Source organism: Nesterenkonia aethiopica (assembly GCF_039534665.1).
Lineage (GTDB): Bacteria > Actinomycetota > Actinomycetes > Actinomycetales > Micrococcaceae > Nesterenkonia > Nesterenkonia aethiopica.
Genome location: NZ_BAAAVT010000014.1, coordinates 13622 through 40335, shown reverse-complemented (window position 1 = coordinate 40335; position 26714 = coordinate 13622). Strand labels below are relative to the sequence as shown.

General features: G+C 69.8%; 24 protein-coding genes. 9 read left to right on the top strand and 15 right to left on the bottom strand.

Going from position 1 to position 26714, the window contains the following annotated elements; genetic code table 11:
* Positions 1-74: 74 nt before the first annotated feature.
* The 6 genes from otnC to otnK form a co-directional block, all read right to left on the bottom strand.
* A complete protein-coding gene (gene otnC / locus ABD658_RS11255; protein WP_344681438.1) occupies positions 75-692 on the bottom strand; it encodes a 3-oxo-tetronate 4-phosphate decarboxylase in 618 nt (205 codons plus the stop codon).
* Between the two features lie 49 nt (positions 693-741).
* On the bottom strand, positions 742-2142 hold the full coding sequence (locus ABD658_RS11250) for a GntP family permease (protein WP_344681440.1): 1401 nt from the start codon (positions 2140-2142) through the stop codon (positions 742-744).
* 78 nt (positions 2143-2220) lie between these two features.
* A complete protein-coding gene (gene denD / locus ABD658_RS11245) occupies positions 2221-3180 on the bottom strand; it encodes a D-erythronate dehydrogenase (protein ID WP_344681442.1) in 960 nt (319 codons plus the stop codon).
* A gap of 44 nt (positions 3181-3224) precedes the next feature.
* A complete protein-coding gene (locus ABD658_RS11240; RefSeq protein ID WP_344681444.1) occupies positions 3225-4013 on the bottom strand; it encodes a DeoR/GlpR family DNA-binding transcription regulator in 789 nt (262 codons plus the stop codon).
* A complete protein-coding gene (gene otnI, locus ABD658_RS11235) occupies positions 4010-4801 on the bottom strand; it encodes a 2-oxo-tetronate isomerase (protein WP_344681446.1) in 792 nt (263 codons plus the stop codon). Before otnI ends, ABD658_RS11240 begins: the two co-directional genes overlap by 4 nt.
* 1 nt (position 4802) lies before the next feature.
* A complete protein-coding gene (gene otnK / locus ABD658_RS11230) occupies positions 4803-6239 on the bottom strand; it encodes a 3-oxo-tetronate kinase (RefSeq protein ID WP_344681448.1) in 1437 nt (478 codons plus the stop codon).
* Positions 6240-6408: 169 nt separating this feature from the next.
* Between otnK and ABD658_RS11225 the strand changes: the two genes are divergently transcribed.
* Positions 6409-7323: an NAD(P)-dependent oxidoreductase gene (locus ABD658_RS11225; RefSeq protein ID WP_344681450.1), complete on the top strand. Its 915-nt coding sequence runs from the start codon at positions 6409-6411 to the stop codon at positions 7321-7323.
* 117 nt (positions 7324-7440) lie between these two features.
* Here the strand turns inward: ABD658_RS11225 and ABD658_RS11220 are convergent, their stop codons facing one another.
* Positions 7441-8607: a glutathione S-transferase family protein gene (locus ABD658_RS11220; RefSeq protein ID WP_344681452.1), complete on the bottom strand. Its 1167-nt coding sequence runs from the start codon at positions 8605-8607 to the stop codon at positions 7441-7443.
* A gap of 81 nt (positions 8608-8688) precedes the next feature.
* Between ABD658_RS11220 and ABD658_RS11215 the strand changes: the two genes are divergently transcribed.
* Positions 8689-9585 carry an MBL fold metallo-hydrolase gene (locus tag ABD658_RS11215; RefSeq protein ID WP_344681454.1) on the top strand — a complete coding sequence of 299 codons (897 nt, stop codon included), beginning with the start codon at positions 8689-8691 and terminating at the stop codon, positions 9583-9585.
* A 54-nt stretch (positions 9586-9639) separates the two neighbouring features.
* A complete protein-coding gene (locus ABD658_RS11210; RefSeq protein WP_344681456.1) occupies positions 9640-10863 on the top strand; it encodes a cation:proton antiporter in 1224 nt (407 codons plus the stop codon).
* 115 nt (positions 10864-10978) lie between these two features.
* Here ABD658_RS11210 and ABD658_RS11205 read toward each other — a convergent pair whose 3' ends face one another.
* Positions 10979-11386: a hypothetical protein gene (locus ABD658_RS11205; protein WP_070159200.1), complete on the bottom strand. Its 408-nt coding sequence runs from the start codon at positions 11384-11386 to the stop codon at positions 10979-10981.
* A gap of 182 nt (positions 11387-11568) precedes the next feature.
* On the opposite strand from ABD658_RS11205, the gene ABD658_RS11200 reads away from it, so the two are divergent.
* The gene (locus ABD658_RS11200; RefSeq protein WP_344681459.1) at positions 11569-12678 is read left to right on the top strand and encodes an SDR family NAD(P)-dependent oxidoreductase; all 1110 of its coding nucleotides are present in this window, start codon (positions 11569-11571) and stop codon (positions 12676-12678) included.
* A gap of 40 nt (positions 12679-12718) precedes the next feature.
* Here ABD658_RS11200 and ABD658_RS11195 read toward each other — a convergent pair whose 3' ends face one another.
* Complete coding sequence (locus ABD658_RS11195; RefSeq protein WP_344681461.1) at positions 12719-13510, bottom strand: AMIN-like domain-containing (lipo)protein; 792 nt, start codon at positions 13508-13510, stop codon at positions 12719-12721.
* A 175-nt stretch (positions 13511-13685) separates the two neighbouring features.
* Entirely contained in the window at positions 13686-15314 is a 1629-nt protein-coding gene (locus tag ABD658_RS11190; RefSeq protein ID WP_344681463.1) for a mechanosensitive ion channel family protein, read from the bottom strand.
* Between the two features lie 220 nt (positions 15315-15534).
* On the opposite strand from ABD658_RS11190, the gene hisD reads away from it, so the two are divergent.
* On the top strand, positions 15535-16842 hold the full coding sequence (hisD, locus tag ABD658_RS11185; protein WP_344681465.1) for a histidinol dehydrogenase: 1308 nt from the start codon (positions 15535-15537) through the stop codon (positions 16840-16842).
* 119 nt (positions 16843-16961) lie between these two features.
* Positions 16962-17714, top strand: coding sequence for a phosphotransferase (locus ABD658_RS11180; RefSeq protein ID WP_344681467.1), 753 nt, complete (start codon positions 16962-16964; stop codon positions 17712-17714).
* Between the two features lie 114 nt (positions 17715-17828).
* Here the strand turns inward: ABD658_RS11180 and ABD658_RS11175 are convergent, their stop codons facing one another.
* Positions 17829-18164 (bottom strand): MazG nucleotide pyrophosphohydrolase domain-containing protein, encoded by a 336-nt coding sequence (locus ABD658_RS11175; RefSeq protein ID WP_344681469.1) that lies wholly within the window; start codon positions 18162-18164, stop codon positions 17829-17831.
* 353 nt (positions 18165-18517) lie between these two features.
* Positions 18518-21319 (bottom strand): SH3 domain-containing protein, encoded by a 2802-nt coding sequence (locus ABD658_RS11170; RefSeq protein ID WP_344681471.1) that lies wholly within the window; start codon positions 21317-21319, stop codon positions 18518-18520.
* 961 nt (positions 21320-22280) lie between these two features.
* Here ABD658_RS11170 and ABD658_RS11165 point away from each other — a divergent pair.
* Both ABD658_RS11165 and ABD658_RS11160 read left to right on the top strand, forming a co-directional pair.
* Positions 22281-22658, top strand: a complete 378-nt coding sequence (locus tag ABD658_RS11165; RefSeq protein ID WP_070158606.1) for an RNA-binding S4 domain-containing protein — start codon at positions 22281-22283, stop codon at positions 22656-22658.
* Between the two features lie 164 nt (positions 22659-22822).
* Positions 22823-23203 carry a bifunctional 3-phenylpropionate/cinnamic acid dioxygenase ferredoxin subunit gene (locus ABD658_RS11160; protein ID WP_083277238.1) on the top strand — a complete coding sequence of 127 codons (381 nt, stop codon included), beginning with the start codon at positions 22823-22825 and terminating at the stop codon, positions 23201-23203.
* A 328-nt stretch (positions 23204-23531) separates the two neighbouring features.
* Here the strand turns inward: ABD658_RS11160 and ABD658_RS11155 are convergent, their stop codons facing one another.
* The 3 genes from ABD658_RS11155 to ABD658_RS11145 are packed head-to-tail and all read right to left on the bottom strand — an operon-like array spanning position 23532 to position 25654.
* On the bottom strand, positions 23532-24386 hold the full coding sequence (locus tag ABD658_RS11155) for a hypothetical protein (protein ID WP_070158605.1): 855 nt from the start codon (positions 24384-24386) through the stop codon (positions 23532-23534).
* Positions 24383-25270 (bottom strand): ATP-binding cassette domain-containing protein, encoded by an 888-nt coding sequence (locus tag ABD658_RS11150; protein ID WP_344681475.1) that lies wholly within the window; start codon positions 25268-25270, stop codon positions 24383-24385. Before ABD658_RS11150 ends, ABD658_RS11155 begins: the two co-directional genes overlap by 4 nt.
* A 27-nt stretch (positions 25271-25297) precedes the next feature.
* On the bottom strand, positions 25298-25654 hold the full coding sequence (locus ABD658_RS11145; RefSeq protein WP_344681477.1) for a GntR family transcriptional regulator: 357 nt from the start codon (positions 25652-25654) through the stop codon (positions 25298-25300).
* Between the two features lie 206 nt (positions 25655-25860).
* Here ABD658_RS11145 and ABD658_RS11140 point away from each other — a divergent pair, with 206 nt between their 5' ends.
* Entirely contained in the window at positions 25861-26691 is an 831-nt protein-coding gene (locus ABD658_RS11140) for an HAD-IIA family hydrolase (RefSeq protein ID WP_344681479.1), read from the top strand.
* The last annotated feature ends 23 nt before the right edge of the window (positions 26692-26714 follow it).

Genomic DNA, 26714 nt, shown 5'->3' with positions numbered 1-26714 from the left:
ATTCCTCGTGGTCCCAGGGCTGGTCCGGCCCTGGGACCACGAGGAATCCCCCGATCGATGAGCCGCGGCCGAGCTCAGTCCAGCAGCTCCTGGATCTGGTCCTCGGTCAGCGGCCGCACCTGCCGATCCCTCAGCAGGAACGCCAGCTGGGCGGAGACCTCCAGCTCCTCCGCCGCGTTCGAGGCCGACTCCAGCGTCTCTCCCGCCACGATGGAACCGTGGTTGGCCAGGATCACGGCGGGACCCTGCGCCGCCGCGGCTCGCAGCTCGGCGTCCACCTCAGCGGATCCGGGACGGTAGTACGGCACCGTGGGCACCTCCCGGCCGACCCGCATCACGAAGTACGGCGTCAGCGCAGGGATCGTCGGGCCGTCTTCCGCCAGGCAGCTGACTGCGGTGACGTAGGTGGAGTGCAGGTGCACCACGGCCTGCGCCTCGGGACGAGTCTCATAGACCGCCCGGTGCATGACCACCTCCTTGGAGGGCCGTGGACCTCCCACATGCCGCCACCGGTGGTCCAGCTCCGCCAGCTCATCCACGCTCAGCCGCCCCAAGGACGAGTTGGTGGGCGTCATGAGGAACCCATCGGCGGTGCGCACGCTCAGGTTTCCCGCACTGCCCACGGAGAACCCCCTGTCGAACAGGCTCGCCCCGATCTCCACCAGCTGCCGACGCAGCTCAGAGTCACTCACGCAGTGGTCCTTCCCGCTCGATCCGGCACATCTCGACCCCACCCGGTTCTCATGCGACGACGCTCACCGCCAGCAGGGTGACCAGGCTGACGCCCCAGGCGATCGTCGTCGGGACCGACCAGGTGAGCATCTGGTGCTTGGCGTTCTTGACTCCGAGCATACGGTTGACGACCCAGAACAGGCTGTCGTTGAAGTACCCGAAGAACATGGAACCCAGGCAGGCGGCCTGGGCGGCGAGCACCATGTTCACCTCCATCGGGGCCATGATCGGTGCCGAAATGGAGGCGGCGGTGATGATCGCGACGGTCCCGGATCCCTGGATGGCGCGCACCAGCGTGGCGATGACGAACGGGATCAGCACCGCCGGCAGGGCCAGTCCGGCCGCCCACTGTCCGATCGCGTCACCCGTGCCGGACTCGCGCAGCACCGCACCCAGGGCACCACCGGCACCGGTGACCAGCAGGATGATGCCGGCCGACTCCACGCCCTTCTCCAGGTCCGCGATCGTACCCTGGCGGTCCTGCCCGCGGGTCAGACCGTAGATGGCGATCAGCACACCGATCAGCAGCGCGATCACCGGGTTCCCGAGGAAGGCGGCGGTCTGCACGAACCAGTCCGGCAGCGAGATGACCTCGGCCTCGGTGAGATTGGTGGAGAATGTGTTGAGGAAGATCAGGACGATCGGCGCGAAGATCGGCATCACCGAGATCGCCAGCGACGGCAGCTCGCGCTCCCGCTCCTCCGCCCGCTCCTCGAACTCGGCGAAGGCCTCCTGCGGGGAGAGCTTCTCCCCGGTGTCAGCCTCGATCATCGCCTCGATGCGCGGGCCCATCACTTTGGCGTAGAGCACCACGCACAGCAGCGCCGGGATGGTCAGGACCACGCCCCAGAGGATCATCTCCCCGACGCCGACCCCGAAGATCCCGGCCGCGCCCAACGGCCCCGGCGTGGGCGGCACCGCATGGTGGGTGACGGTGAGCCCGCCGGCGAGCGCGATGCCCAGGGTCAGCAGCGAGCGCCCCGAGGTGCGGCTCAACGACTTCACCAGCGGCGAGAGGATCACGAAGGCGCTGTCCACGAAGATCGGGATCGAGATGATGAACCCGGCCCCGGCGAGCGCCCATTCCTCTCGCTTGCGCCCCAGCCAGCGGATCAGCGTCACGGCGAGCTTCTCGGCCGCGCCGGAGGCCTCCAGCACCCGGCCCATCATCACGCCCAGTCCGATCACCAGACCGATGGTCGACAGGGTCGCACCGAATCCGGTGGTGATCGCGTCCACGACGGCGGCCGGGGCCATCCCCGCGGCCAGCCCGGCGATCGAGGCCGCGATGACCAGGGCCAGCACCGCGTGCACCTTGGTCCGCAGCACCAGGAAGATCAGCAGCGCGACGGCGGCGGCGAGGCCGACGACGGCGGTGATCTCCGTGAGACCTGCAGCTTCTTCTGTCATGGTGTCCTCCTTGACACACGACCGTCCCGGGACCGGGACGGAGTCCTGTTCTCAGCCGATGGACTCGGCTGCCTCGATCTAGTCGACGAACTCGGCGTGATACTGCCGCACGGCGTCCTCGAAGCTGGCGTCGGGGCGGAAGCCCAGCGCCAGGACCCGGTCCACGTCGAAGGCTCCGGGCCAGGAGCTCACGATGCGGCTGATCCGCTCGTCGTGCTCATGGGAGACCCGGGCCAGGGCCTCAGCACCGCCGACCGCTTCGAGGGCGTCCAGCATCTCGGCGACCGTGACGGTCACCCCGGGCAGGTTCAGCACCCGCCAGGCAGGCAGGTGCTCGGGATTCAGCCGGGCGGCGTGCACCAGGTTCGCCACCACCGTGTCCGGGGAGGACAGCCACAGCCGGGTGTCCCGCGGCACCGGGCACACCGCCTCCTCACCCTGGAGCGGCTCGCGGATGATGCCGCTGGCGAAGGAGGAGACGGCGGTGTTCGGCCGACCGGGTCGCACCGAGATGGTGGGCAGACGGCAGATGCGGGCATCCACGAAGCCGCGGCGGGAGTACTCGTTGACCAGCAGCTCCCCGATCCCCTTGGTGGCCCCGTAGGTGGACTCGGGCTGCACCCCCTGAGTCTCGGGGACGACGTCGGGCATCTCCCCGCCGAAGACGGCGATGGAGCTGGTGAACACGAACCGCGGGGCGGTGCCGACAGCGCGGGCGGCCTCCAGCAGGTTCCGGGTGGCGTCGACGTTGACCTCCAGGGCGAGGTCGACGTCGTCCTCCGAGCCGCCGGAGAGCACTGCAGCCAGGTGGTAGATCACCGAGGTCTCGGCGTCGACCAGCTGGGCCAGGGCCTTGGGATCCCCGACGTCGCCCACCACGGAGCGCACTCGCGGATCGTCGAGGGGGCATTCGGCGAGGTCCAGGGAGACGACCTCGTCCACCTCGACGGCGAGGTGGCCGGCATCGTGAGCTTCCAGCAGGGCGGTGATGACACGGCTTCCGAGGAAGCCGGCCCCTCCGGTGACGAGGGCTTTCATGGGTGGTCCTTTCAAAGGCGGGTCGATCAGTGGGGGCGGGTCGGTCAGTGGGGCGGGTCGGTCAGCAGCAGGTCCACGCCGAGATCGCGGGCACGCTCCCGGGCGGCCTCGGGCAGCTCGGGGTCGGAGACGAGGCCGTCGAAGGCGCCGAGGGGCACGGCCTTGAAGGCGGCGACCCGGCCGTATTTGCTGCTGTCGGTGACCAGGTAGCTGTGGGCGGCGTTCTCCACCAGCGCGCGCTTGACCACGGTCTTCGCATCCGAGGGGACCGAGAGTCCCCGCAGGTCGAAGGAGGAGGCGGAGACGAAGGCGATGTCGATGTTGTAGCCGTCGATCTCCGCGGCCGTCACAGGGCCCTGCGTGGAGAGGTTGGCGCTGTCGAGCTGGCCGCCCAGCACATGGACCCGGGCCTGCGGGTGCTCCCCCGCGGCGGCGGCCACGGCCAGGTCGTTGGTGATGATGTCGCCCGGACCGTCGGCGCCGTCGGCGGCCATCCGGACCAGTCGGCGCGCCAGGGCGAGCATAGTGGTCCCGGCATCGAGGTAGACGACGTCGCCCGCGCCGACCAAGGCGGCGGCTCGCGCCGCGATGGCCTCCTTCTCCGCGGGCCGGAGTCCGAGCTTGGTCTGGTGGGTCGCGTCCAGGGCGATGCGCGAGGGCAGGGCGACCCCGCCGTCCACGGAGACGAGCCGCCCGGCCTCCTCCAGGCGCCGGATGTCCCGGCGGACCGTCATATGGGAGACCCCGAGCGTCTGGGTCAGCGCAGCGATGCTGGCCGAGCCCTCCTCCTCGACCAGGTGCAGGAGGCGACGGCGGCGTTCGTCGGGAATCATCGGGCCTCCCCCTGGAACCGGTGGAGCCAGCCGAGCCCGGCTGTGGTCTCTCCGGCGGGCCGGTACTCGGCTCCGATCCACCCGGTGTAGCCGACCTCGTCCAGCACGCCCAGCAGGTGCTGCAGGTCCAGCTCCCCTCCGTCGGGCTCGTGGCGGTCCGGCACCGAGGCGATCTGCACGTGCGCGGTGATGTCCGCCGTGGCCCGGATGAGCTCGGACAGGTCACCCTGGATGATCTGCGCGTGGTAGAGGTCCAGCTGCAGGGCCACCGCGGGGTGGTCGATCTCGGCGATCATCTCCCGGGCCAGCTCCACCGAATCCAGGTGATAGCCGGGCATGTCACGGGTGTTGATGGGCTCGACGAGCACGGTGACCCCGTGGGCGGCGGCCTGCTCCGCGGCGTACCGCACACGGCTCACGTACAGCTCACGGATCTGCTGTGCAGACCCCGCATCCGTTCCGGGAACCCCGGCCATGACGTGCAGCCGACGGCAGCCGAGGACGTGCGCGTACTGCAGGGCTGTCTCCACGCCGGCGCGGAACTCCTCCTCCCGTCCCGGCAGGGTCGCCAGGCCGCGCTCTTCGACGGACCAGTCGCCCGGGGGCATGTTGAACAGCACCTGCTCCACTCCGGCGGCGCGGCGGGCCTCGGCGACGACGGCGGCGTCGTGGTCGTAGGGGAACAGGTACTCCACGCCGGTGAAGCCGGCGTCGGCGGCCGCCTGGAAACGGTCCAGGAAGGGCAGCTCGGTGAACAGCATGCTCAGATTGGCGGCGAAGCGGGTCATGTCATCTCCCGGAGGCAGTGTCAGGGGTGGGGTCAGCGGCGGTCGCGGGAACCATCCGCTGAGCTGCGGCGAAGAAGTCCTCGTCCCCGAAGTTTCCGGATTTCAGCGCGAGGTCGAGACGGTCCGGGCCGTCCGCGAGCGTCCGTGTCCAGGGCACACCCGGGGCGATCTGCGGGCCGACCTCGAAGCCGTCCACGCCCAGCGCCTGGGTGACGGCCCCCGAGGTCTCCCCACCGGCGGCGATGAACCGGGTGGTGCCGGCCTCGCGCGCGGCGGCGGCGACACGGCCGAAGAACTCTTCGACGGCGGCGGAGACCCGGGCGGCTCCGTGGCGGTCCTGCCAGGCGCGGACCTCCTCCGGAGGGGCGGTGGCGTAGACCAGCGGGGCGGTCTCGGCGTCGTGCTGGGTCTGCTGCACCCAGGCGGCGGTCTCCGCGGCGTACTCCGCGCCGCGGGCGATGACCTGGTCGACGTCGACGCCTCGACTCGGCGCCTGCGCGCGGTATGCCTCGACCTGCCGGTTGGTCATCTCCGAGCAGGACCCGGAGAGCACCACGGCGGCTCCGGAGGTGAAGCCCCAGGCCTCCGTGCCACCGGAGCCGGCACCAGGCACTCCGGACGCCGCGCCAGTGAGGCTGCGGGCCAGGCCTGAGCCGATCCCGGACCCGCCGGTCACGAATCGGAGATCCTGGACGGCCGCCCCGATGATGTCCAGCTGGTCCATGTCGATCGTGTCGATCACCGCGTACCGGGCCCCGTCGACCCGGGCCTCCTGCAGCGCCTCACGGACCGCCTCGGGGCCGCGGGCGACGACGGCATGCGGCACCTTCACCGCACGCCCGGCGCTCTGCGCCTCCATCAGCCGCAGGAGGTCAGAGTCCCGCATCGGCGTCACGGGGTGGTCACGCATGCCGGACTCGTGCAGCGGCTGGTGGTGGACGAAGAGATTCCCCTGGTAGACGGTGCGTCCGTTGACGGGCAGGGCCGGCACCACCACGGTGAGGTCCTCCCCCAGGTGATCGAGCAGCGCGTCCGTGACCGGACCGATGTTGCCCTCCGCGGTGGAGTCGAAGGTGGAACAGTACTTGAACTGGATCCGCTCTGCTCCCAGAGCCTCCAGCAGACGGCACGCGTCCAGGCTCTGCGCGACGGCCTCGGACGCCGGGATGGACCGCGACTTCAGACTGATGACCACCGCATCGACGTCGGCCGGCAGCCCGAGAGCGGCGGCGAGATCCGCCGCCGAGCCGTGCGCGTCCTGCGGGGTCTGGGCCCGGGGCGACCCGTCGGGCTCGACGGGACTGTTGTGCTGCAGAGGTTCGTTGAGCTGCAGAGGCCCATTCAGCTGAACGGTGCGCAGCCCAGCGGCCACGAGGAAACCGGCGATGTCGGTCGCGCCGGTGAAGTCATCGGCGATGACGCCGAGTCGAAGCGGCATCCTGCGCCCCTCTCTGGTGAACTCTGCTCTCTGGTGGGCCCTGTGGCGCCGCGACGGCGGACACCGGATGTTGCGATCTGTGAACCTCGCACGCTAGGTTCACATACGCTAACATCATAGGCGCCGTCCTGTGAAGCGGATCACGCCCACCATCTGTCAGGAGCGACCCATGAGCGCCACACCCACCACCTCTCCCCAGCCCGCCCTGCGCGTCACCTTCGTCGGTGTCGGCGCGATCGGCCTGCCCATGGCCGAACAGATCGCTCGCGCCGGCCATCAGGTGACCGGAGTGGACCCCTCCCCCGCCCGCCGCACACTGGCCGCTGAGCTCGGCCTGGCCACGGAGGAGGCTCCCGACTCCGCGCAGGACGCCGACGCCGTCGTCGTCATGGTGGCCACCCCGGAGCAGCTGGAAGCGGCCGTTCTGGGCGACGACGAGGCGTCACCCAGCCTGCTGGCGCGCATGCGCCCGGGGGCCAGCCTGCTCGTGATGAGCACGGTGGGCCCGGAGGCGGTACGAGCCCTCGAGGCTCCCGCTGCCGCGCGCCGGATCCGGCTGCTGGACGTGCCGGTGACCGGCGGTGTGGCCGGGGCCCAGAAGGGCGCGCTGCGGCTCTTCGCCTCCGGCGCACCCGACGACGTCGCCGCAAACCGTGATCTGCTGGACACCATGGGCACCGTGGTCGACTGCGGCGAGCGAGTCGGACGCGGGCAGGCGTTCAAGGCCGTGAACCAGCTGCTGTGCTCGGTGCACATCGTCGCCGCCGCCGAAGCCCTGGCCCTCGCGGAGACGCTCGGCCTGGAGCCGGAGGCAGTCCTCGACGCGGTCTCCTCCGGGGCGGCGGCGTCCTGGATGCTCGCCGACCGTGGCCCCCGGATGCTCGAAAGCCTCGCCGGGGGTGATCCGGAGGTGCGCAGCGCGGTGGGGATCTTCGTCAAGGACTCCGGGCTGGTGGCGGAGATCGCCGCCGCCCACGATCTCGACGCCCCGCTGCTGCGTGCCGCCCAGGCGAAGTACGCCGAGGCCGCCGAGGCCGGGCTGATCGGCCAGGACGACTCCCAAGTGATCCGCACCTACCGCTGAGGCGAGCGCCGCCGGCGCCGAGCCGCGCATCCGTCGGGGAAATTCTCGTGACCAGAGGGCCGGATCCGGACGCGCACCGCGAAGAATCCCCCACTCGATGAGTGCGGCACCGCCGGCTCAGCCGTGCAGCGGATTCGCCCCGGGCGGGACCTCCTCGGCGGCCAGCGGGCCGGGCGCCGTCGCACCCTCGGCGAAGGGAGACCCTCCCAGCCGCTCCCGCCCGTGGGCGGAGAGCCAGCTCCCCAGCTCCGGTCCCTCCGGGACGATCTGCGTGGGGTTCACGTCCTCGTGCACCACGTAGTAGTGGCGCTTGATCTGGTCGAAGTCGACCGTGTCGCCGAAGCCGGGCGTCTGGAACAGGTCCCGCGCGTAGGCCCACAGATTCGGCATCTCGGTGAGCTTGGTGCGGTTGCACTTGAAGTGCCCGTGGTAGACGGGGTCGAAGCGCACCAGCGTGGTGAACAGCCGCACGTCGGCCTCGGTGATGTGGTCACCCATGAGGTACCGGCGGTCGGCCAGCCGCTCCTCCAACCAGTCCAGGGCGGTGAAGAGCCGCTCGTAGGCCTCCGAGTAGGCACGTTGGGAGCCGGCGAATCCACACCGGTAGACCCCATTGTTGACCTCGGTGAAGATCCGCTTGATCACCGGCAGCATGTCCTCCACCAGGTGGTCAGGGATCAGGTCCGGCGCACCCTCGCGGTGGTGGGCCCGCCACTGGGTGGAGAGGTCGAACGTCAGCTGCGGGTAGTTATTGGTGACCACGCCGCCGGACGGGATGTCCACCAGGGCGGGCACAGTGATGCCCCGCGGGTAGTCGGGGAACCGAGCGAAGTAGTTCTCCTGCAGCCGTTCGGTACCCAGGACGGGGTCGCGGCCGTCCTCGGTGAGGTCGAAGGTCCAGGAGCGGACGTCATGCACCGGCCCCGGCGTGGCCAGGGAGATGACGTCCTCCAGCCCCAGCAGCCGGCGCACGATGATGGACCGGTGCGCCCACGGGCAGGCCCGCGCCGCCACCAGCCGGTACCGACCGGCTTCCACCGGCCAGGCCTCGGCCCCCTCGGTGAGCCCGGCGATCCGCGGGTCCCCGATGGTCGAGCTCTCCTCCCGGGCAGCGGCCCGGACGGCGTCGACGTCAGCGACCACGCGGTCTTCGATGTAGTTCGTGTCCCGAGTGAACTCCTCACCGGTCACATACGCTCCGGCGGTGGAATGCTCCGTGCCGGCGGTGGGCTGCGGGTCAACGGTGTCAGCGCTCTCCGTGGTGCGCTCCTGTGCGGGTGCCATGGGGCCAGCCTACGACGTCACCCCATCCGGTGGAACAGCGTCGCCACGCGTCCCACCTCCCCTCCGTCCTACAGTGGTGCCATGACCTCGACGACGACGTCCCGACCTGCCGCTGCGCCGCTGTCCGTGCAGCGGCTCCTCTGTGAGAACCCGTCTCCCATGACCCTGGACGGCACCACCAGCTATGTGCTCGCCGGCCGGGACGCCCTCGCCGTCATCGACCCGGGGCCGGCGGACCACCCGGAGCACGTCGAGGCGATCCTGACCGCCGTCGCGGGGCGAACGGTGACCCAGATCCTGGTGACCCACCGCCACCGGGACCACACCGGAGCCGCACCGGCCCTGGCGGAACGGACCGGCGCCCCGGTCCGCGGATTCGACCCCGAGCAATGCCTCCCCGGCGCCGACGGCCTCTTCCCGCACCCGCTGAGCGACCGCGAGCGGATCGACCTGGGCGGGGCGGCGGTGGAGCTGGTGCACACCCCCGGCCACACCTCAGACTCCGTGAGCCTGTTCCTGCCGCAGGCGCAGCTCGTCGCCGAGTCCGGGGACGAACGTCTCGGCCCGGGGCCCGCCGGACCGGCCGCGATGATGCTCACCGGTGACACGCTGCTGGGCCGCGGCACCACTATGCTCGACCACCCGGACGGCACGCTCACCGACTACCTGGCCAGCCTGGAGTGTCTGATCGGCTACGGTGACGCGCTCATGCTGCCCGCCCACGGCCCCGCCCAACCGTCGCTGGCGAAGACCGCCCGCCGGTACCTGGCGCACCGCCACGAACGGCTGGATCAGGTCCGGGCGCTCATCGCGGAGGCCCGGCAGGGCACGACGACGGCCTCCTCACCCGCTGCGCCCGAGGACCCGGAGCAGCTGGGCCGGATGCTGTACGGCGAGGACAGCCCGGTCCCGCAGCGGGTCACCACACGGATCGCCGCCGCCCAGCTGGACCACCTGCGCAGGCTCGGCGAGATCTGACCTCCGCGGCGCCGACGCAGGCCCACGGACGCATCCGCGCGTAGGCTCTGCTGCATGGGTGAACACATGCTCGTGGAGAATCTGCTCTCCACCTGGTGGATCGTCGCGGCCGCGTTCCTCGCCCCGCTGTTGGCGCTGGCCACGCGCCGCAAGATCCCCGATGTCGTCTGGCTGCTGCTGCTGCTCGGGATGCTCATCGGTCCCTTCGGGCTGCAGCTGGCGGAGCAGACCGAGGCGGTGGGCTTCCTCCGCGAACTGGGCATGGGGTTCCTGTTCCTGCTGGCGGGACTGGAGATCAACACCGGCCAGATGCGCGGACGGCAGGGGCGCGCCGCCGCCCTGACCTGGGTGATCTGCCTGGCCTTGGGCATCGGGGCAGGCCTGCTGGTCACCCAGGGGCAGACGCATGTGGCGATCGTGTTCGCCATCGCCTCCACCTCCACCGCGCTGGGCACCCTGCTGCCGATCCTCAAGGACTCGGGCGCCGCCGGCTCACCCCTGGGCGGGGCGACCATGCTGCACGGGGCGCTGGGCGAGCTGGGACCCATCGTGGCCATGTCGTTGTTGCTCTCCACCCGGGGCACGCTCGGGGCGGCGCTGGTGCTGGTCGGGTTCGCGGCGGCCGCCGTCGTCGTGGTGCTGGTGCCGCACCGGCTGTTCACCCGCATTCCGCTGCTGGGGCGGGCCATGGCGGTCGGGGCGAACACCACGATGCAGACCACGCTGCGCTTCACCGTGCTGATCCTGCTGACGCTGATGCTGCTGACCGCCGTGCTGGAACTCGACGTCGCCCTCGGTGCCTTCGCCGCCGGGATGCTGCTGAGCGCCGTGCTCTCCGGCATGGCTCCCGAGCACGGGCACACGCTGGTGCACAAGGTGGAGGTCATCGGGTTCAGCTTCCTGATCCCGGTGTTCTTCGTGACCAGCGGCATGGGGATCGACCTGGGGTCGGTGGTCGCCCAGTGGCCCATGCTGTTGGGCTTCGTGGTGGCCATCCTCGTGGTGCGCGGGCTGCCGGTGTTCCTGCGCGAACAGCTCACCGAGACGCACTCCGGACTGGGCACCGTCCGCGAGCGCCTCGCGCTGGGGCTCTACGCCTCCACGGGCCTGCCGATCATCGTGGCCGTCACACAGATCGCCGTCCCCTCCGAGCTGATCGACCCCACTGTGGCCTCGGTGATGGTCACCGGCGGGGCGATCACCGTGCTGGTGTGCCCGATGCTGGCGCAGATCGTGGAGAAGGGCCGCCCGACCGCGCCCTCCTACGACGGCGCCTGAGCGGCAGAGGCTCAGAGGCTCAGAGGCTCAGAGGCTCAGAGGCTCAGAGGCTCAGAGGCTCAGAGGCTCAGAGGCTCAGAGGCTCAGAGGCACGGGGGCACGGGGGCACGGGGGCTCAGAATGCGCGCTTCCGATAGGGGTGCTCGGACCAGCGGATCTCGGAGACGACGATGCCATCCGCCTGCAGATGGTCCACCAACGAGCCGGCCGCGGAGCCGAGCCGGTCGAACGCGTGCGGCTGGGCCACCCCCACGGGGCCCGAGGCGTAGAAGGTCACCTGCAGCACCCGTCGCCCCCGGCGGTTCTCGGTGTACTCCTGAGTGACGCTGAGCTGCCCGTCGGTGACCCCCACCATGGGATGGCCGTCCACGTCTTCCCGGAACGCGTCCATGAATCCGGTGAGCTCTTCGACGGCGTATTCCACGGCCTCGAGGTCGTCGGCGTCGATCTGCGCCTCGAGCACGGCCCATTCGTCGTCTCCGAGCGACCTCGGCCCCCACTCGGTCCTCTGTCGCCAGCGCACGGTGAACCCCTCCTTCGCAGCACGGTGCTGCGGTAACAATGTCCCGATCTCGTGTCATGTTGTCCGGGTCGTCAGCGGCCTGGCCGCCGCTGACGGCCATCACAGGCTCCCGGCCGGTGGAGCTGAACACCGGCTGAACGTGTGGGTCCGACCCATGGAGCCTGTCGATCTAGGATACTGACATGAGTTCCCACACCGCTCTGATCACCGGCTCCACCGCCGGGCTGGGTGCGGCCTTCGCCCGCCAGCTCGCCGCCCAGGGCTATGACCTCGTGCTCGTGGCCCGCGACGCCGACCGCCTGCGAGCCCAGGCCGAATCGATGGCCTCCCAGTACGGGGTGCGCGCCACCGTCCTGGTGGCCGACCTGGTCACCGACGACGGCGTCGGCGCCGTCCAGGAGCGCCTGGCGGACGCGCGGAACCCGGTGCACCTGCTGGTGAACAACGCCGGGCACGGCCTCCCCACAGATTTCCTCGAGTCCGACCTCGACGAGGAGCGGGACCTGCTGCGCCTGCACGTGCAGACCACGATGGAGCTCACCCACACCGCCGCACGGGCCATGGTCCGACGTCGCGGAGGCCGCATCATCAACGTGGCCTCGGTGGCAGGCTTCACCCCCACCGGCACCTACTCGGCGGCCAAGGCGTGGGTCATCAACTTCAGCAAGGCCGTGCATCAGCAGATGCGCGGCCGCGGGGTCACCGTGACCGCTCTGTGCCCGGGCCTGGTGCGCACCGAGTTCCACGAACGCTCCGGAATCAAGGTCAAGGGCGCCAAACGGTGGATGTGGCTCGACGCCGACGACGTCGTCCGGGAGGCGCTGGCAGCCAACGCCCAAGGCGCCTCCACCTGCGTGCCGTCGCGCAGCTACCAGATGCTCACCGCCTCGTTGAAGTTCGTCCCGGACTCGATGGTCCGCTGGGCCATGGAGCGGCGGGTGGGTGCGCCCACCGAAGGTGAGGCGATCGCCCAGCTGGAGCGCGGCCCGCGGCGCGACCACGACGGCACCGCCGAGCCGACCACCGAAGCCATCCGGACCGTGGACGCCTACAAGGCCGCCAAGGCCCAGGACAGCCGCGGTCGCGGCGAGGAGAGCGCCGAAGCGTCCGACGGTGCCGTGGAGGTGGCCGACTCGGAGACTCCGACCTCCGAGGTGCCGAGGACTCCGCTGCCCGAGGCCGGCGGGCGGAGCTCCAGCGGGCAGGGCTCCAGCGGGCAGGGCTCCGACGGGCAGACGCCGGCGCCGTCGGGAAGCATGCAGCTCAACGGACGGAATCCGCTGAAGAAGTGACCTGGGCCGGCGCTGGTCCGACGCTGGTCCGGCGCCGTTGTCAGTGCAGGATGTCGATGACCAGGCGTGAGCCGTCTTCGATGGCGAACACGTCGTAGTCGCGCACCTGGTCCAGGGAGATGTAGTAGCTGGCGGCGCCTTCGAAGACGATCGTCGTCGCGGTGCCCTCCACGAGCGTGTCCAGGTGCGCCCAGTCGGTCTCCATCACCAGGTGGCCCTGGTCTTCTCCCGCGTTGCCGGGCCACAGCCCGGTGACGTGGACCGCCAGGTAGGCGTCCCCGTCCATCTCGATGAGGTGCCCGCTGCCCGGCTGGGTGGGCTCGTCCACATACTCGGTCCGCCACCCCGGGAAGCCGGTGCCGGCGTGGTCGAAGACCACACGGTCGTAGCCGTCATGCGCGCCCAGTCTGACCTCACCGAGCAGCAGGTCCTCATCCTCCGGCGGCGGGACCAGGGCGTCCGGGAATCCGGCGCTCTCCCGCGGCTCGGTGTCGAAGCGGTCGTCGCTGAGCCCCTCCCGGTGCTCGCGGTACTCCGCCTCAGGGGCCTCTGCATCAGGGCCCTCGGCTGCGTCAGGCGCCTCGACCTCCTCCGGCTCGGGCACGTCGTCAGCGGTGTCATCAGGATCGGGATCGTCAGGATCGGCGTCGTCATCTGTCGGGGCTTCGTCCGGGTCCGTCTCCTCCTCCACCACGGAGTCGGGGTCCTCATCCGGAGTCTCGTCGCCGGGGCCGCAGGCTGCGAGGCTCAGCGCCACCAGGCCCGCTCCCAGCAGAGCGGCGGGGCGGTCGTGCCATGGCGTGCGGCGCGCGTCCGGTCCTCGGGGAACCATCGTGATCACTCAGCTCCAGGTCGGGGGCACAGGTCCGGCCACCGTACCGGGATGTCGCGACGCGCGGGAACCGCCCAGCGCCCGCTGTCATCGGCTTGATGCCATGTCGACACCACCACGTGACCTGGGGCGACACCCGAGGCCTCGCCGCAGCCGGACGGCCGTCCGCGGCGGCTCAGTCGCCGTCGTCGGGCCGGGCTCTGTGCTTCTCGCGCGGCTCCGTGCCGTCCTCCTCCAGGGCGCCGTCCTCCTGACGCTCCCGGCGCTCCCGGTACGCCTCCTCACCGGGGCCGGAGAATTCGCGGTTGCGTTCGACGGCGGTGATGGAGCCGGTGAACACGGAGGCACCCTCGCCGGCCTGCGTCAGCGGGGTCTCCTCCGTATGCTCCGACTCCGCGGCGTGCGAGGCATCCGCCCTTCCGGACGTCGCCCCGGTCGTCTCCCGGGTCGTCTCCTGTGCCGTCTCCTCAGCCTGGTGGCCGGCGGAGCCGTACCGGCGCAGGAGCTCCTGCTCCTCCGGGCTGAGCCGCCAGGCGCCGGCGTGATCCTCGGGGCGCCGCTCGGGGGTGCCGGGCACCACGGGCTGTTCGCGGGTGTCGCCGCGGCGGGCGCCGTCGTCGTCCCCCACCTGGTTGAACTGGCCCGTGCGCACATGGTGGGGCGCACCGTCGAGGGCCTCCTCGTGGGAGAGCAGCATGCGCTGGGTGGGCACCGAGTAGGGATGCTCGGCGCGCAGGTAGTTGACCAGGTCCTCCCGCACCAGGCAGCGCAGATCCCACAGCTCGCCGGAGTTGCGGGCCGAGACCACCACACGGGCCTTGACCATGCCGCCGGTGGCCTCGGTGACCTGCACCGAGTAGTCCTTGCCGTCCCACAGGTCGGTGGACTCCAGCAGGCGCTTCAGCCGGGCACGCAGCTGGTCCATCGGCACGCGCCAGTCGACGTCGAGCTCCACGGTGCCGAACAGCTCAGTGCCCACCCGAGTCCAGTTCTCGAACGGGGTGGCTACGAAGTAGCTGGAGGGGTAGATGACCCGGCGCTCGTCCCAGACCTTCAGCACCACCACCGACAACGTGATGTCTTCAACGGTGGCGAAGGTGTCCTCCATGACGATGACGTCACCGACGCGGATCGAGTCGGTGAAGGCCAGCTGGATTCCGGCGAAGACGTTGCTCAGCGTGGACTGCATCGCCAGGCCGGCCACCACGGAGACCACACCTGCCGAGGCCAGCAGCCCGGCTCCGAGCGCCCGGACCTCCGGGATCATCAGCAGCACGGCAGTCACCGCGAGGGTGATGATCACCGCGGTGAGGATGCGGCGGATCAGTGAGACCTGCGTGCGCAGGCGACGCCCCCGGCGGTCCTCCATCTCACCGTCACCGGCGTAACGGGCCAGGACCAGTGCCTCGACGATGCGCACCACACGCATGGCCCACCAGGCGATGCCTGCCACGATGAGGATGAACAGCACGAACGACACCGCCGGCTGCCAGGACTCCTCCGTGGCCGCGATCCGCACCGCCACCCGGGTGCCGAAGACCGTCAGCGTGAGGAACAGCGGCAGCCGGGTGCGGTTGATGGCCCGCGTGGCCTCCGGCGTGCGGCGGAAGATCTGCTTCATCACCACCGAGGAGGCCACGGTGATCGCCAGGGCCACCACCAGGGTGACGGCGACACCGATGAAGATCCCCAGGATGGGTCCGGCATCGGCCATCAGCGACTGGACCCCGTCCGGGACGTTGTCCTCGACGATGGTGTTCAGATCCTCGTCCGGTGTCGGCTCGAGCGTCTCTTCCGCAGTCACGGCACTCCTCGGGGCGTCGGATGGTGGGCGGTCGGCGACTGCCGGACCGCGATCATCCAGCATGGTGTCACCGACACCTGGAGCGCAACCGGACGTGAGCCGATGTGACAGCCTGCATGCCGCCCGGTCGCTTCGCCCGACGGCGGCGTCATGAGATTCTGCGTCCCGCGCCTCCCCGGGGGAGAATGGGCGGTGAATCCGACCGGTCCCAAGGAGGAACATGCTCACCCTCAAGGATCTCCGTGGCAGCGCCGCGGACGTCAGCACCGTGCTGCCCCGCGCCGAGCAGGACATCTCGGCCACCGTCGAGACCGTGGCGCCGATCCTTGAGAAGGTCAGGCACGGAGGCGTGGAGGCCCTCACCGAGCTCTCCGAACGGTTCGACGGCGTCCGCCCGCCGGCGCTGCGGGTGCCGCAGTGGAAGCTTGAGGAGTCTCTCGACCACCTGGACGGCACCGTCCGTGCCGCCCTGGAGACGCTGATCACCCGCGCGCGCGAGGTGCACTCCGCCCAGCTGCCGGCCGCCTCCATGGTCTCCCCCGGGCCGGATGCCCGGATCACCAACCGGTGGGTCCCGATCGAGCGGGTGGGCCTGTATGTGCCGGGCGGCCAGGCGGTGTACCCGTCATCAGTGGTGATGAACGTGGTGCCCGCCCAGGTGGCCGGGGTCCGCTCCCTGGCGATCGCCTCGCCGCCGCAGAAGGACTTCGGCGGCTACCCCCACCCGACCATCCTGGCCGCCGCCCAGCTGCTGGGCATCGAGGAGGTCTACGCCGTCGGCGGCGCTCAGGCGGTGGGAATGTTCGCCTACGGCGCCCGCGACGCCGCCGGGCACCTGGTGTGCCCGCCGGTGAAGCTGATCACCGGGCCGGGGAACATCTTCGTCGCCACCGCCAAGCGGGCCGTGCAGGGCGTGGTGGGCATCGACGCCGAGGCCGGGCCCACCGAGATCATGGTGCTCGCCGATGAGTCCGCCGATCCCTCTCTGGTGGCCGCGGACCTGATCTCCCAGGCAGAACATGACGAGCTCGCCGCCGCGGTGCTGGTCACCGACTCGATGCCTTTCGCGGAACGGGTGATGACCGCCGTCGAGGAGCAGGCCGCACGCACCCCGCACGCTGACCGGGTGAAGCAGTCTCTGACCGGTTCGCAGTCGGCGGTGCTGGTGGTCGACTCCCTGGACGTGGCGGTCGACGTCGCCAACGCCTACGGAGCCGAGCACCTCGAGATCATGACCGGCGACGACGCCACTCTGGCCGACCGGATCCACAACGCCGGCGCGGTGTTCCTGGGCGCCTACACTCCGGTGTCGCTGGGCGACTACTGCGCAGGCTCCAACCACGTGCTGCCCACCGGCGGCGCCTCGGCCTACAGCTCGGGGCTCAACGTGACCAGCTTCCTGCGCTCCCAGCAGGTCATCCACTACGGCAGGGACGGCCTGGACCAGGTGGCAGGCCACGTCACCGCGCTGGCCGCAGCTGAGGGTCTTCCCGCCCACGGCGAGGCCGTGGAGGTCCGCTTCCGCTGACACCTCCGCATCGAGTGGCCACGAATCCCGGCATCTCGGGCTCCTGACCGGCGTGTCATCGGGCAGATCCCGTGATTCGTGACCACTGGATGGTCGGGGCGACGCACTAGCCTGGTGCTGTGGATCTTGAGCAGCCGCTGACCGGCGGCAATGTCAGCGACGGCGTCGTCCAGATCGGTGGCACGGTCCGCAAACCGTGGCGCTCTGCGACGGCGAGCGTCCACGCCTTCTTGACCCATCTGGGGAACCATGGCGTCGACGTGCCCCGGGTGCTGGGCCGGGACAGCAGAGGCCGCCAGATCCTGGAGTTCATCCCTGGTCCCACGGTCGAGGCTCGTCGACTCACCTCTGACGAGCTGCACAGAGTGGGCGCGTTGGTGCGGCGCATCCACGACGTCGCCGCACAGCACCGTCCTGCCGAGGGTGCGCCCTGGGAGAACGTCATCCCAGCCCGGGAGCACGAGCTGATCTGTCACAACGACCTCGCCCCCTGGAACCTGGTCATCGGCGAGCGCTTCGTGTTCATCGACTGGGACGGCGCAGGACCGAGCAGTCGGCTCTGGGACCTGGCCTACTCCGCACAGGCCTTCACCGCGAACGACCCTGCGGAGGATCCGGAGGCGGCGGCTGCCCGACTCGCCGCGTTCGTCGACGGATACGGCGCGGACTGCACGCTGCGATCCGCCCTCCCCGAAGCCATGGGCGACCGCACGGCGGCCATGCACCGGCTGCTGTGCGAGTCCCACGCAAGTGGCCGCGAGCCGTGGGGAAGCATGTACCTCACGGGCCACGGCGCGCATTGGTCCGCGGTGACCTCCTATGTGCGTGCGCATGAGAAGCACTGGCGTGAGGCGCTGCTGCCCCGCCGGTGAGGACAGGTACTCACTGCATCGAGTGGCCACGAATGACGACATCTCGGGCTCCTGACCGGCGTGTCATCGGGCAGATGCGGGGATTCGTGACCACTGGATGGGTGGGGTGGCACGTCAGACGTCGGCAGAGTCGCCCAACCACCGCAGCCACTTGTCGTCCACTGCGCGGTCGGCGTCGATCCCTGCATGTCGGGCCAGCAACAGGACATGAGCGAGCACATCAGCCAGTTCCTCTTCGAAGGCCTGGCGATCGGCGGCGTCGTCGCGTTCACGAGGTCGAGCACGGCCGGTGAGCGCGACGTAGCTGGAGGTCAGCTCTCCCAACTCCTCCTGGAGCTTGAGCATGAACCAGTCCCCGTCTCGATGCAGCCCGAATCTCGCCGCGTAGCCGGCCGAGACCTGCTCAAGCTGGTCGGCCAGCGCCTCCAGCGGTCGTATCTCCTGCGACATGCGGCCCCTTTCCGACGGATCGCCTGCAGTCTACGACCGCAGCAGGCATCCAGTGGTCACGCATGACGACACCTCGGGCCCCTGACCGACGTGCCAGCGGACAGATGCCGGGGTTCTCGGCCACTGGATGCAGGAGCAGGGCCTGACACGACGACGACGCCGGCACGGCTCTTCCCGCGAACTGAAGAGCTGTGCCGGCGCCGTACGCCGTCATGCAGGACTGTGGTCAGCGACGCACAGGATTCACACTCCAGCTGCGGCGCACAGGGCGCCGCAGCCGTCGCATGGGGTGCCACAGAGGGCAGACGATGTCGCTGAGAACTCAGCGGTCCCAGCGTACACCGCCAGCACTCTCAGGCGTGAGAGAGGTAGCCGGTGTTCACCCAGCCGGTGAGCGCCTCACCGTCGTCGGTGAACCGCACGTGGATCCAGTCCCCGTCGGTGCCGAGCTGTTCGACGTCGGCGCCGCGCGGGATCTGGGCCAGCTTCTCGCTGGAGGAGTCGGCCTCCTCGCGCAGCGGGACGCTGAAGCTGGCGTTCCAGATGTTCGCGGAGCTGGAGGCGGTGCGGGCGTTGCTGCCCATCTCGTAGTTCTCGACGCCGCCCGGGTCGCCGGAGAGCCCCAGTTTGGCCTTGCAGCCGGGCCAGGCGTCCCAGCCCTGGATCTTCCAGAGCTCATAGCCTCGAGCGATCTGCTCGTACTTGGAGGCCTCATGCGGGGCACCGCTGCCGCCGACCCATTCCCAGGACTGCTGCGAGAACTGGATGCCGCCGAAGTAGCCGTTGCCGGTGTTGATGCTCCAATCGCCTGTGGCCTCGCACATGGCCAGGCGGTCCCAGACGGAGTTGTAGGAGGGCGACCCCGAAGGCTGCGGCTCCGGCTCGGGCTGCGGCTCGGGCTGCGGCTCCGGCTCGGGCTCCGGCTCGGGCTCCGGTTCCGGCTCAGGCTCAGGCTCAGGCTCAGGCTCAGGCTCAGGCTCAGGCTCAGGCTCGGGCTCCGGCGTCAGCTCGTCGACGCGAGCCTGCAGGGCGGCGTGGTCGAGCACACCGGATGAGTCGGTGAAGGAGTCGTCCCCGATCAACGTCTGGAAGAGACTCTGCAGGTCCTCCCCCTCAAGTTCCGCCAACTGCTCCACGAGACCGCGGGTTCCAGGCTGGTAGTCGTCCAGCGTGTGGCCGGCCACCACAGACTCAGGCTCGTCGACCTCCGGCTCAGGCTCAGGCTCGGGTTCAGGCTCCGGCTCGGGCTCGGGCTCGGGCTCGGGCTCGGGCGTCAGCTCATCGACACGCTGCTGGATCGCCTCGTGGTCCAGCAGACCATCCTCATCCAGGAACGTATCATCGGCCATCAGCTCATCGAAGAGCCGCTGAGCCTCGGTCTCCTCCAGCTGAGCCAGCTGCTCCACCAGATCGCGAGTCCCCGGCAGATACTGATCCAGACTGTGAGCCGGTGCGCTCTCTTCGGCCTCGTCATCGGCCTCGTCATCGGCCTCGTCGTCGGCGTCACCCTCGTCCGCGACGTCCGGCTCATCCTCAGCCTCCGGCTCAGGCTCAGGCTCCGGCTCCGGCTCCGGCTCCGGCGTCAGCTCATCGACACGCTGCTGGATCGCCTCGTGGTCCAGCAGACCATCGTCATCCAGGAACGCATCATCGGCCATCAGCTCATCGAAGAGCCGCTGAGCCTCGGTCTCCTCCAGCTGAGCCAGCTGCTCCACCAGGTCGCGAGTCCCCGGCAGATACTGATCCAGACTGTGAGCCGGCGCGCTCTCTTCGGCCTCGTCATCGGCCTCATCATCGGCCTCGTCATCGTCAGCCTCAGCCTCGTCAGCCTCGTCAGCCTCGTCGTCAGCGTCAGCCTCATCCTCGGCCTCCGACTCCGGCTCCGGCTCCGGCTCCGGGGTCAGCTCATCCACACGCTGCTGGATCGCGTCATGGTCCAGCAGACCATCCTCATCCAGGAACGCATCATCGGCCATCAGCTCATCGAAGAGCCGCTGAGCCTCAGTGTCCTCCAGCTGTGCGAGCTGCTCCACCAGGCCTCGCGTGCCGGGAAGATAGTCATCCAGGGAACCCTGCGAGCCTTCCTCGTCAGCGTCCGGGGCCTCAGCCTCATCCTCGGCGGCCGGCTCGGCGTCGGGCTCGGCTTCAGGCTTCTCTGCCGGCTTGTCGGCGACGTCCACCTGCTCCGGGGCGGGCTCCTCCGCCGGACCAGGGTCGGGTTCGCCGGCCGGCTCGGCCTCGGGCAGACGGGCCTGCAGCGCCGCGTGGTCCAGCACGCCGTCGTCGTCGAGGACATCAGGGTCGGCCAGGAGCTGCTGGAAGAAAGCCTCCGGGCTCAGTCCTTCCTGGGCGGCCAGCTGTTCCACCAGCCCGCGGGTCCCGGGCAGGTAGTCGTCCAGGCTGTGGGAGGACGTCTCGGCATCCTCACCAGACTCTGTCGCCTCCTCGGATGCGGGGGCCTCGGCAGGCGCCTCGGCGTCGGCGCCACCCACGCTCTGGGCGGAGCCGGCCCCGAAGAAGAGGTACTCGCCGTAGGCCCAGCCGGTCTGGCCCGCCACGGTGAGCTCGTACCAGCCGTCCTCGGGTCCGGAGAGGACCTGCATCGGGAAGCCGGGGTCCAGCACGCGGAGGACCTCGTGGCTCATGCCGGGCCCGCCACGCAGGTTCAGCCAAGTCGTGGCCTCGGCCGTGGCCGGCTTCAGGTAGCTCGGCCCCACGTAGAGCGTCTCACCGTCGTGGTCGATCGCGGCCCAGCCCTGCTCCTCGCCGGTGACCTGCACGAGCTCATCGGGCTCGAGCACGAAGGCCACCTCGGCATCCATGGAGGGACCCGTGCGGGCGTTGAGGAAGGTCGTCGGCTGGTGGAGGCCCGGCTCTGGCGCCGAGGCGACCTCGCCGTCGTCAGTTGTCGGGGCGTTCGACGCCGGCACGGCAGCCGTCGTCACAGGGGCCGGGGTCGCAGCGTCGGCGGAGACGTCGACACCGTCGAGCAGCTCGGCCAGGCTCATGGTCGAGGCCAGCGAGCCATGACCGGGGGCCCCCGGCACGGTCGGCGGGGCGGGCGACGTCGCGGCATGGGCGACGCCTGTCTGCAGCGGCAGGGTCAGGCCGACGGCGAGCGAGCCGGCGACGGCCGTCGAGATCTTCTTCGGCACAGCGGATTCCTCACTAGACGTTCACAGGGAACGGTCCCCTCAAGACGATGCGCACACAGCGTGGTCAGCCGATCTCGGGTCTTGTCCGGTGATGGGAGCACCGGACCCGAGCGGGCCTCTCAGCGCCGTGCGGGGATGCTGGTCACAGTCGTCCGTCAGGCTGGCAGGCGACCTGGCCGTCAATGCGGGTTCGGTCCGTTCACGATGGGAAGCGTCCGGGACCGGTCCTGCGCCAGGTCGGCACCACTGTAACCTCAGCCGAACAGGCGAGAGCAAGGAGTTCTTGTGCAAGCTTCGACCTCAGGTTCAACCCTGGCGGCGCGCCTGTGAGGTTTCTTCCGGGGGTGAGCGAGGCCCCGAAACCGCAGTCCTCCGAGGTCAGCTCGGTGAGGCACGCCGCCGTTCCGAGCGGCCGGTCTGCGGAGTGGCGATCCGGCTCGACGCTGTTCCCGGCACCGGGAGGGATGCGCCGGGAGCGAGGATGGAGGGCAGTGCGGGAGTCGAATGCCACTACCGCAGGACAATCGTCGAAGTCGCCGCACTGCCCTCGGCTCCCTACTATTCCACTCCGGCCCTGCTCGACGGGAGCCTGACCGGGGACTGAAGCGACATCGTAATCAGAACGTGACACACCGTGGACGACCCTGACACGCCCCGCCGGCAGGTTCCCGACGGCGCCCCTGAGCCCACCCGCCCACCCAGCACAGGCCCCCGGACAGAAAATCCCAGGAGACTCCCAGGAAGTGTCCATTGACCTTTCAAGGTCGCTCCTTAGTGTGGGGGCACCTCTTCAAGGTGCGAGTGATTCAGCAGACCCCGTGTCAGGCAGCAGCGTCCCCCCCTCTGCGCTTCTGACACGGGGTCTGCGTCTGTCTGCTCCCGGGCGAACACACCAGGCCACGCACCACCTGCCCTGCCGCAGGGCCAGCTGCACCCCAGGGCCACCCCGTAGACTGGTCCTATGGCTGACAATGCCCCGACAGCACCGGTCCGTGTGGACGCCTGGCTGTGGTCGGTGCGGATCTTCAAGACGCGCTCGGCGGCCACCACCGCCTGCCGCGCCGGACACGTGAAGATCGACGGCGACCCGGTGAAGGCCTCCGTGAAGGTCACACCCGGCACGGTGGTGCGAGTGCGCCGCCCCGGACACGAGCTGGTCCTGGAGGTCGTGCACACCCCCGCCAAGCGCGTGGGTGCCCCCGTGGCCCAGAAGGCCTACCGAGACCACTCGGAGGAGCGGATCCGGCCCCGCGACGTCGGACTGCCCGTCCGCGAACGGGGCACCGGGCGTCCCACCAAACGTGAGCGCCGCCAGCTGGAGCGCCTGCGCGGCCACTGACGGCCCCTCCTCCTCCGTCGGCTCGCTGCGCACCGGCCCGCATGGCGATCACCGATGCCCCACCCTGAGACAATGGCCCCGCACAACACCTCACACATCCCCGCACGACACCCCAGCCCGCCGGCTGCCCGCCGGCGCCCCCGATCCCGTGGAAAGGCCCCCTGATGCCCCAGTCCCCCGACGCCGACGTCGTCCGCACCCCTCTCGACCTGGGTCCTATGGACTCCCTGGAGGAGGGCGAGGTCATGCGTGTCGACGCCGAAGATTCAGGATATGAGGCAGACATCGCGGTGGTGCACGCCGAGGACGGAGGCTTCTATGCCCTGGACGACGAGTGCAGCCACGAGTCGGTCTCACTCTCCGACGGATTCGTGGAGGACTGCACGCTGGAGTGCCCCATGCACGCCTCCGCATTCTGCCTGCGCACCGGTACCCCCGAGACCCCTCCGGCGATGACCCCGGTCCGGACCCACTTGGTGACCATCGAGGGCGGCCACATCATGCTTCACCCCGGCACTCCTCGCCCGGAAGCCGCAGAGGGCTGAGTCCCTGGTGTGCGGGAGATCACCGCGCCCGACAGCGTCCCAGCTTCACGCCCCTGACCTGGTGCGATGCACTGTGACGCAGCCTGTGCCAGCGAAGTTCACCCACCGGTCACCTACTCCCAGGAAACTCCCAGGGATTATCGGGGGAACCATCAAGGTGGCTTCCTAGAGTAGGAATCACCTCATCAAGGTGCGAGTGATTCGAGAACCCCGAGCTGACCGCTCATATGCGTCCCCCCTCACGCTGGTCAGCTCGGGGTTCTCTCTTGCTCGCAGGGCTTCAGCGGCGCCGCGCTGCCCCACTCCACACGGCACACCGCCGTCGGCCTCAGGGCGTGGCGCGACGGATCAGCCAATAGTCCACCAAGGCCAGCGCCACCACCGGCGTCACCAGCCATCCGGCGATGCGCCAGGGAGTCTGCTCGGTCATCCACTGCCACACGGTCGGCCAGGCGTCGGCTTGCCAGAGCAGCATCGCCGCGACGGCCAGCACCGCCACGAGACCGATGATGACCGTCCATGTCACGGTCACGGAGAACCGCTTATAGAGCATCGCCGCGCCGAAGCCGGCCAGCATCACGAGCATGCTCGCCGTGGTCGCCATCGCCCCCAGGGCGATGAACCCGTCCGTCAGCAGATACGGCAGCGCGAACACGTAGACATGGGCGCCGAACCCGTCCGTGGCCTCCTCCAGGGCGGCCCCGCCGGCTGCGGCGACCCCATAGCCCAGGGAGACGGCGAGGAACGCCAGGAGCGCCCCGATCAGGTACACGCGGCGGCTGTAGCTCAGCGCCAGGGCGAACGGGAACGTATGAGTGCCCGAATAGGCCGCCATGAACACCAGGCACCACAGCACGGCCTGCGCGGCGCCGGTATAGATGGGCTCCTCGACCGGCACCCGGTCGTCCACCAGTGCGGAGATCCACAGTCCGATACCCACGGCCAGGCCCCAGGAAGCCGCCAGCACGATGGCCGGCACCCAGATCAGCTGCGGCACCACGAACTGCAGCCGGAAGGCCGGGAGGATTCGGGCGTAGCTGGAGTGCCCGGACTTCTGATGCTCGCGCGCGTCAGCGTCGCGTCGACCGGCCTGCTGCGCCGTCGTCGTCGTCGGGGCCATGCTGCGCTCCTTCGCTCCGTCCATGGTCTCTGGTTCGGTGGTCTGCTGCATCGTCGACCTCATCGGGCCCCCTCCTTCTGCTCGCGGGCCGTCAGTCGAACCACCAGCTGCTGCAGGGACACCGGCACGATGTCGATGTCCAGCTCCTCCACCCGGCGACGCTCTCCGTCATCGAGCGCTCCCAGGACGGTGGCCCGGGCCATGCGGCCCATCGCCTCCTCGTGGAGGACCTCTCGTCCGGCGGCGATCTCCGCGACGGCGTCGGCGCGCCCCACCAGCGTCACCGCCCGGTCCCGAAGCTGCTCGACGGGCTCGTCGAGGATGATGCGGCCGCGGTCGATGAGCACCACGTTCTCGATGAGATGGGCGATCTCGTCGATCAGATGCGAGGACAGCACGATCGTGCGGGGATGCTGAGCGTAGTCCTCGAGCAGGCGGTCATAGAAGAGCTGGCGCGCCACGGCGTCGAGCCCCATGTAGGGCTCGTCGAAGAACGTGACCTCCGCCCTGCTGGCGATCCCGATGATGACCCCCACGGCGGAACGCTGCCCGCGGGACATCTTCTTGATCCGGGTCTTCTCCGGCACCCGAAATTCCTCAGCCAGTCGGTCGCAGAGCTCCTGGTCCCAGTTCGGGAACGCCATCGCGGCCGCCCGAAAGGCGTGGTGGGCCTTGGCGTCGTCGAAGTACTGCTGCTCCTCCCGGACGAAGCAGATGTTCGGCAGCACCTGCTCGTTCTCCTGCGGCCGGTGGCCGAGCACGCGGATCTCGCCCTCGCTGGGCCAGTCCTGCGCGGTGATGACGGACATCAGCGAGGTCTTGCCGGCCCCGTTGCGGCCCAGCAGCCCGTGGATCATGTCCTTCTCGAAGCTGACGGACACCTGATCCAGTGCCGTCGTGCTCCGATAGCGCCGCGTGACTCCGCGGACGTCGATGGCGGTGCCCATGGGGCGCCTCCTCTCCTGTGGTGACCGTCAGCGAGATCCGCGGCTGCGGATCATCTCCAGGACGGTCTCGGTGGTCAGCCCGATCGCCCGGGCCTCGACGAGCAGGGGTTCGAGGTAGTTCTCGGCGAACTGCTGCCGACGTTCCGCCCGGAGGACCTCGCGGGCCCCCTCGGCGACGAACATGCCCAGACCCCGTCGCTTGACGAGGATTCCGCGGTCCACCAGGAGGTTGATCCCCTTGGCGGCGGTGGCGGGGTTGATGCGGTGGAACGTCGCGAGCTCATTGGTCGACGGCGCCCGCTCCCCTTCGGAGAGCGTGCCGTCCAGCACAGACGCCTCGATCTGCTCGGCGATCTGCACGAAGAGTGCGCGACCTTCTTCCACTGCCTCACCTTCCTTCAGGAGCCCGCCCAGCATAGTCCAGTCCACTACCTCTGTGGTTCATTACTGCACTAATGAACCACAGAGGCTCGAGTCCCGTCAAGGGCACGAGGACCGGCGCGGGCGCGGGCGACGAGAGGGACGGGCTCGCAGACGGGTACGTGACCTGCGTCCTGGGCAGGGGCAGGCAGACTGCATAGGATGAGGCCATGAACGGTGACTCTGTGGAATGCTGGCTGACCGATATGGACGGCGTGCTCGTCCGTGAGCACGAGGCCCTTCCGGGGGCGGCTGAGCTGCTGGAGCAGTGGCGCCGCCAGGACCTCCCCTACCTTGTGCTGACCAACAACTCGATCTTCACTGCGCGGGACCTCAGCGCCCGGCTGCGGCATTCGGGGCTGGTCGTCCCGGAGGACCGGATCTGGACCTCCGCCCTGGCCACCGCGACCTTCCTGGCCAACCAGATCTCGCCGGAGTCGAACGCCCAGGGCAGCTGCTACGTGGTCGGCGAAGCCGGACTCACCACGGCCCTGCACGAGGCCGGCTTCATCATGACCGAGACCAGCCCGGACTACGTGGTGGTGGGCGAGACCCGCAACTACAGCTTCGAGGCGATCACCAAGGCCGTGCGGCTCATCAACGACGGCGCCCGGTTCATCGTCACCAACCCGGACGCCACCGGACCCAGCTCCGAGGGAGTCCTCCCGGCCACGGGCGCGATCGCCTCACTGATCACCAAGGCCACCGGGCGCGACCCCTACGTGGTGGGCAAGCCCAACCCGATGATGTTCCGCTCCGCCCTGAACCACCTGGGTGCCCACTCCATGCAGACGGCCATGATCGGCGACCGCATGGACACCGACATCGTCGCCGGCATGGAGGCCGGCATGCACACGATCCTGGTGCTCTCCGGCCTCTCCAGCCGGGCCGACATCGCCGACTTCCCGTTCCGGCCGAACCGGATCATCGACGGCGTGTTCGAGCTGCTGGAGGAGCCGCTCGCCGGGGACGACGACGTCGACCCTCGCGGCTCCGCCTGAGCCGCCCCCTCCCCCGAGATCGA

Bases quoted from the DNA above. Each gene is read 5' to 3' on its own strand.
- ABD658_RS11250 (WP_344681440.1), bottom strand. From the start codon at position 2,142: ATGACAGAAGAAGCTGCAGGTCTCACGGAGATCACCGCCGTCGTCGGC.
- denD (WP_344681442.1), bottom strand. From the start codon at position 3,180: ATGAAAGCCCTCGTCACCGGAGGGGCCGGCTTCCTCGGAAGCCGTGTC.
- ABD658_RS11240 (WP_344681444.1), bottom strand. From the start codon at position 4,013: ATGATTCCCGACGAACGCCGCCGTCGCCTCCTGCACCTGGTCGAGGAG.
- otnI (WP_344681446.1), bottom strand. From the start codon at position 4,801: ATGACCCGCTTCGCCGCCAATCTGAGCATGCTGTTCACCGAGCTGCCC.
- otnK (WP_344681448.1), bottom strand. From the start codon at position 6,239: ATGCCGCTTCGACTCGGCGTCATCGCCGATGACTTCACCGGCGCGACC.
- ABD658_RS11225 (WP_344681450.1), top strand. From the start codon at position 6,409: ATGAGCGCCACACCCACCACCTCTCCCCAGCCCGCCCTGCGCGTCACC.
- ABD658_RS11220 (WP_344681452.1), bottom strand. From the start codon at position 8,607: ATGGCACCCGCACAGGAGCGCACCACGGAGAGCGCTGACACCGTTGAC.
- ABD658_RS11215 (WP_344681454.1), top strand. From the start codon at position 8,689: ATGACCTCGACGACGACGTCCCGACCTGCCGCTGCGCCGCTGTCCGTG.
- ABD658_RS11210 (WP_344681456.1), top strand. From the start codon at position 9,640: ATGGGTGAACACATGCTCGTGGAGAATCTGCTCTCCACCTGGTGGATC.
- ABD658_RS11200 (WP_344681459.1), top strand. From the start codon at position 11,569: ATGAGTTCCCACACCGCTCTGATCACCGGCTCCACCGCCGGGCTGGGT.
- ABD658_RS11195 (WP_344681461.1), bottom strand. From the start codon at position 13,510: ATGGTTCCCCGAGGACCGGACGCGCGCCGCACGCCATGGCACGACCGC.
- hisD (WP_344681465.1), top strand. From the start codon at position 15,535: ATGCTCACCCTCAAGGATCTCCGTGGCAGCGCCGCGGACGTCAGCACC.
- ABD658_RS11175 (WP_344681469.1), bottom strand. From the start codon at position 18,164: ATGTCGCAGGAGATACGACCGCTGGAGGCGCTGGCCGACCAGCTTGAG.
- ABD658_RS11165 (WP_070158606.1), top strand. From the start codon at position 22,281: ATGGCTGACAATGCCCCGACAGCACCGGTCCGTGTGGACGCCTGGCTG.
- ABD658_RS11160 (WP_083277238.1), top strand. From the start codon at position 22,823: ATGCCCCAGTCCCCCGACGCCGACGTCGTCCGCACCCCTCTCGACCTG.
- ABD658_RS11155 (WP_070158605.1), bottom strand. From the start codon at position 24,386: ATGAGGTCGACGATGCAGCAGACCACCGAACCAGAGACCATGGACGGA.
- ABD658_RS11150 (WP_344681475.1), bottom strand. From the start codon at position 25,270: ATGGGCACCGCCATCGACGTCCGCGGAGTCACGCGGCGCTATCGGAGC.
- ABD658_RS11140 (WP_344681479.1), top strand. From the start codon at position 25,861: ATGAACGGTGACTCTGTGGAATGCTGGCTGACCGATATGGACGGCGTG.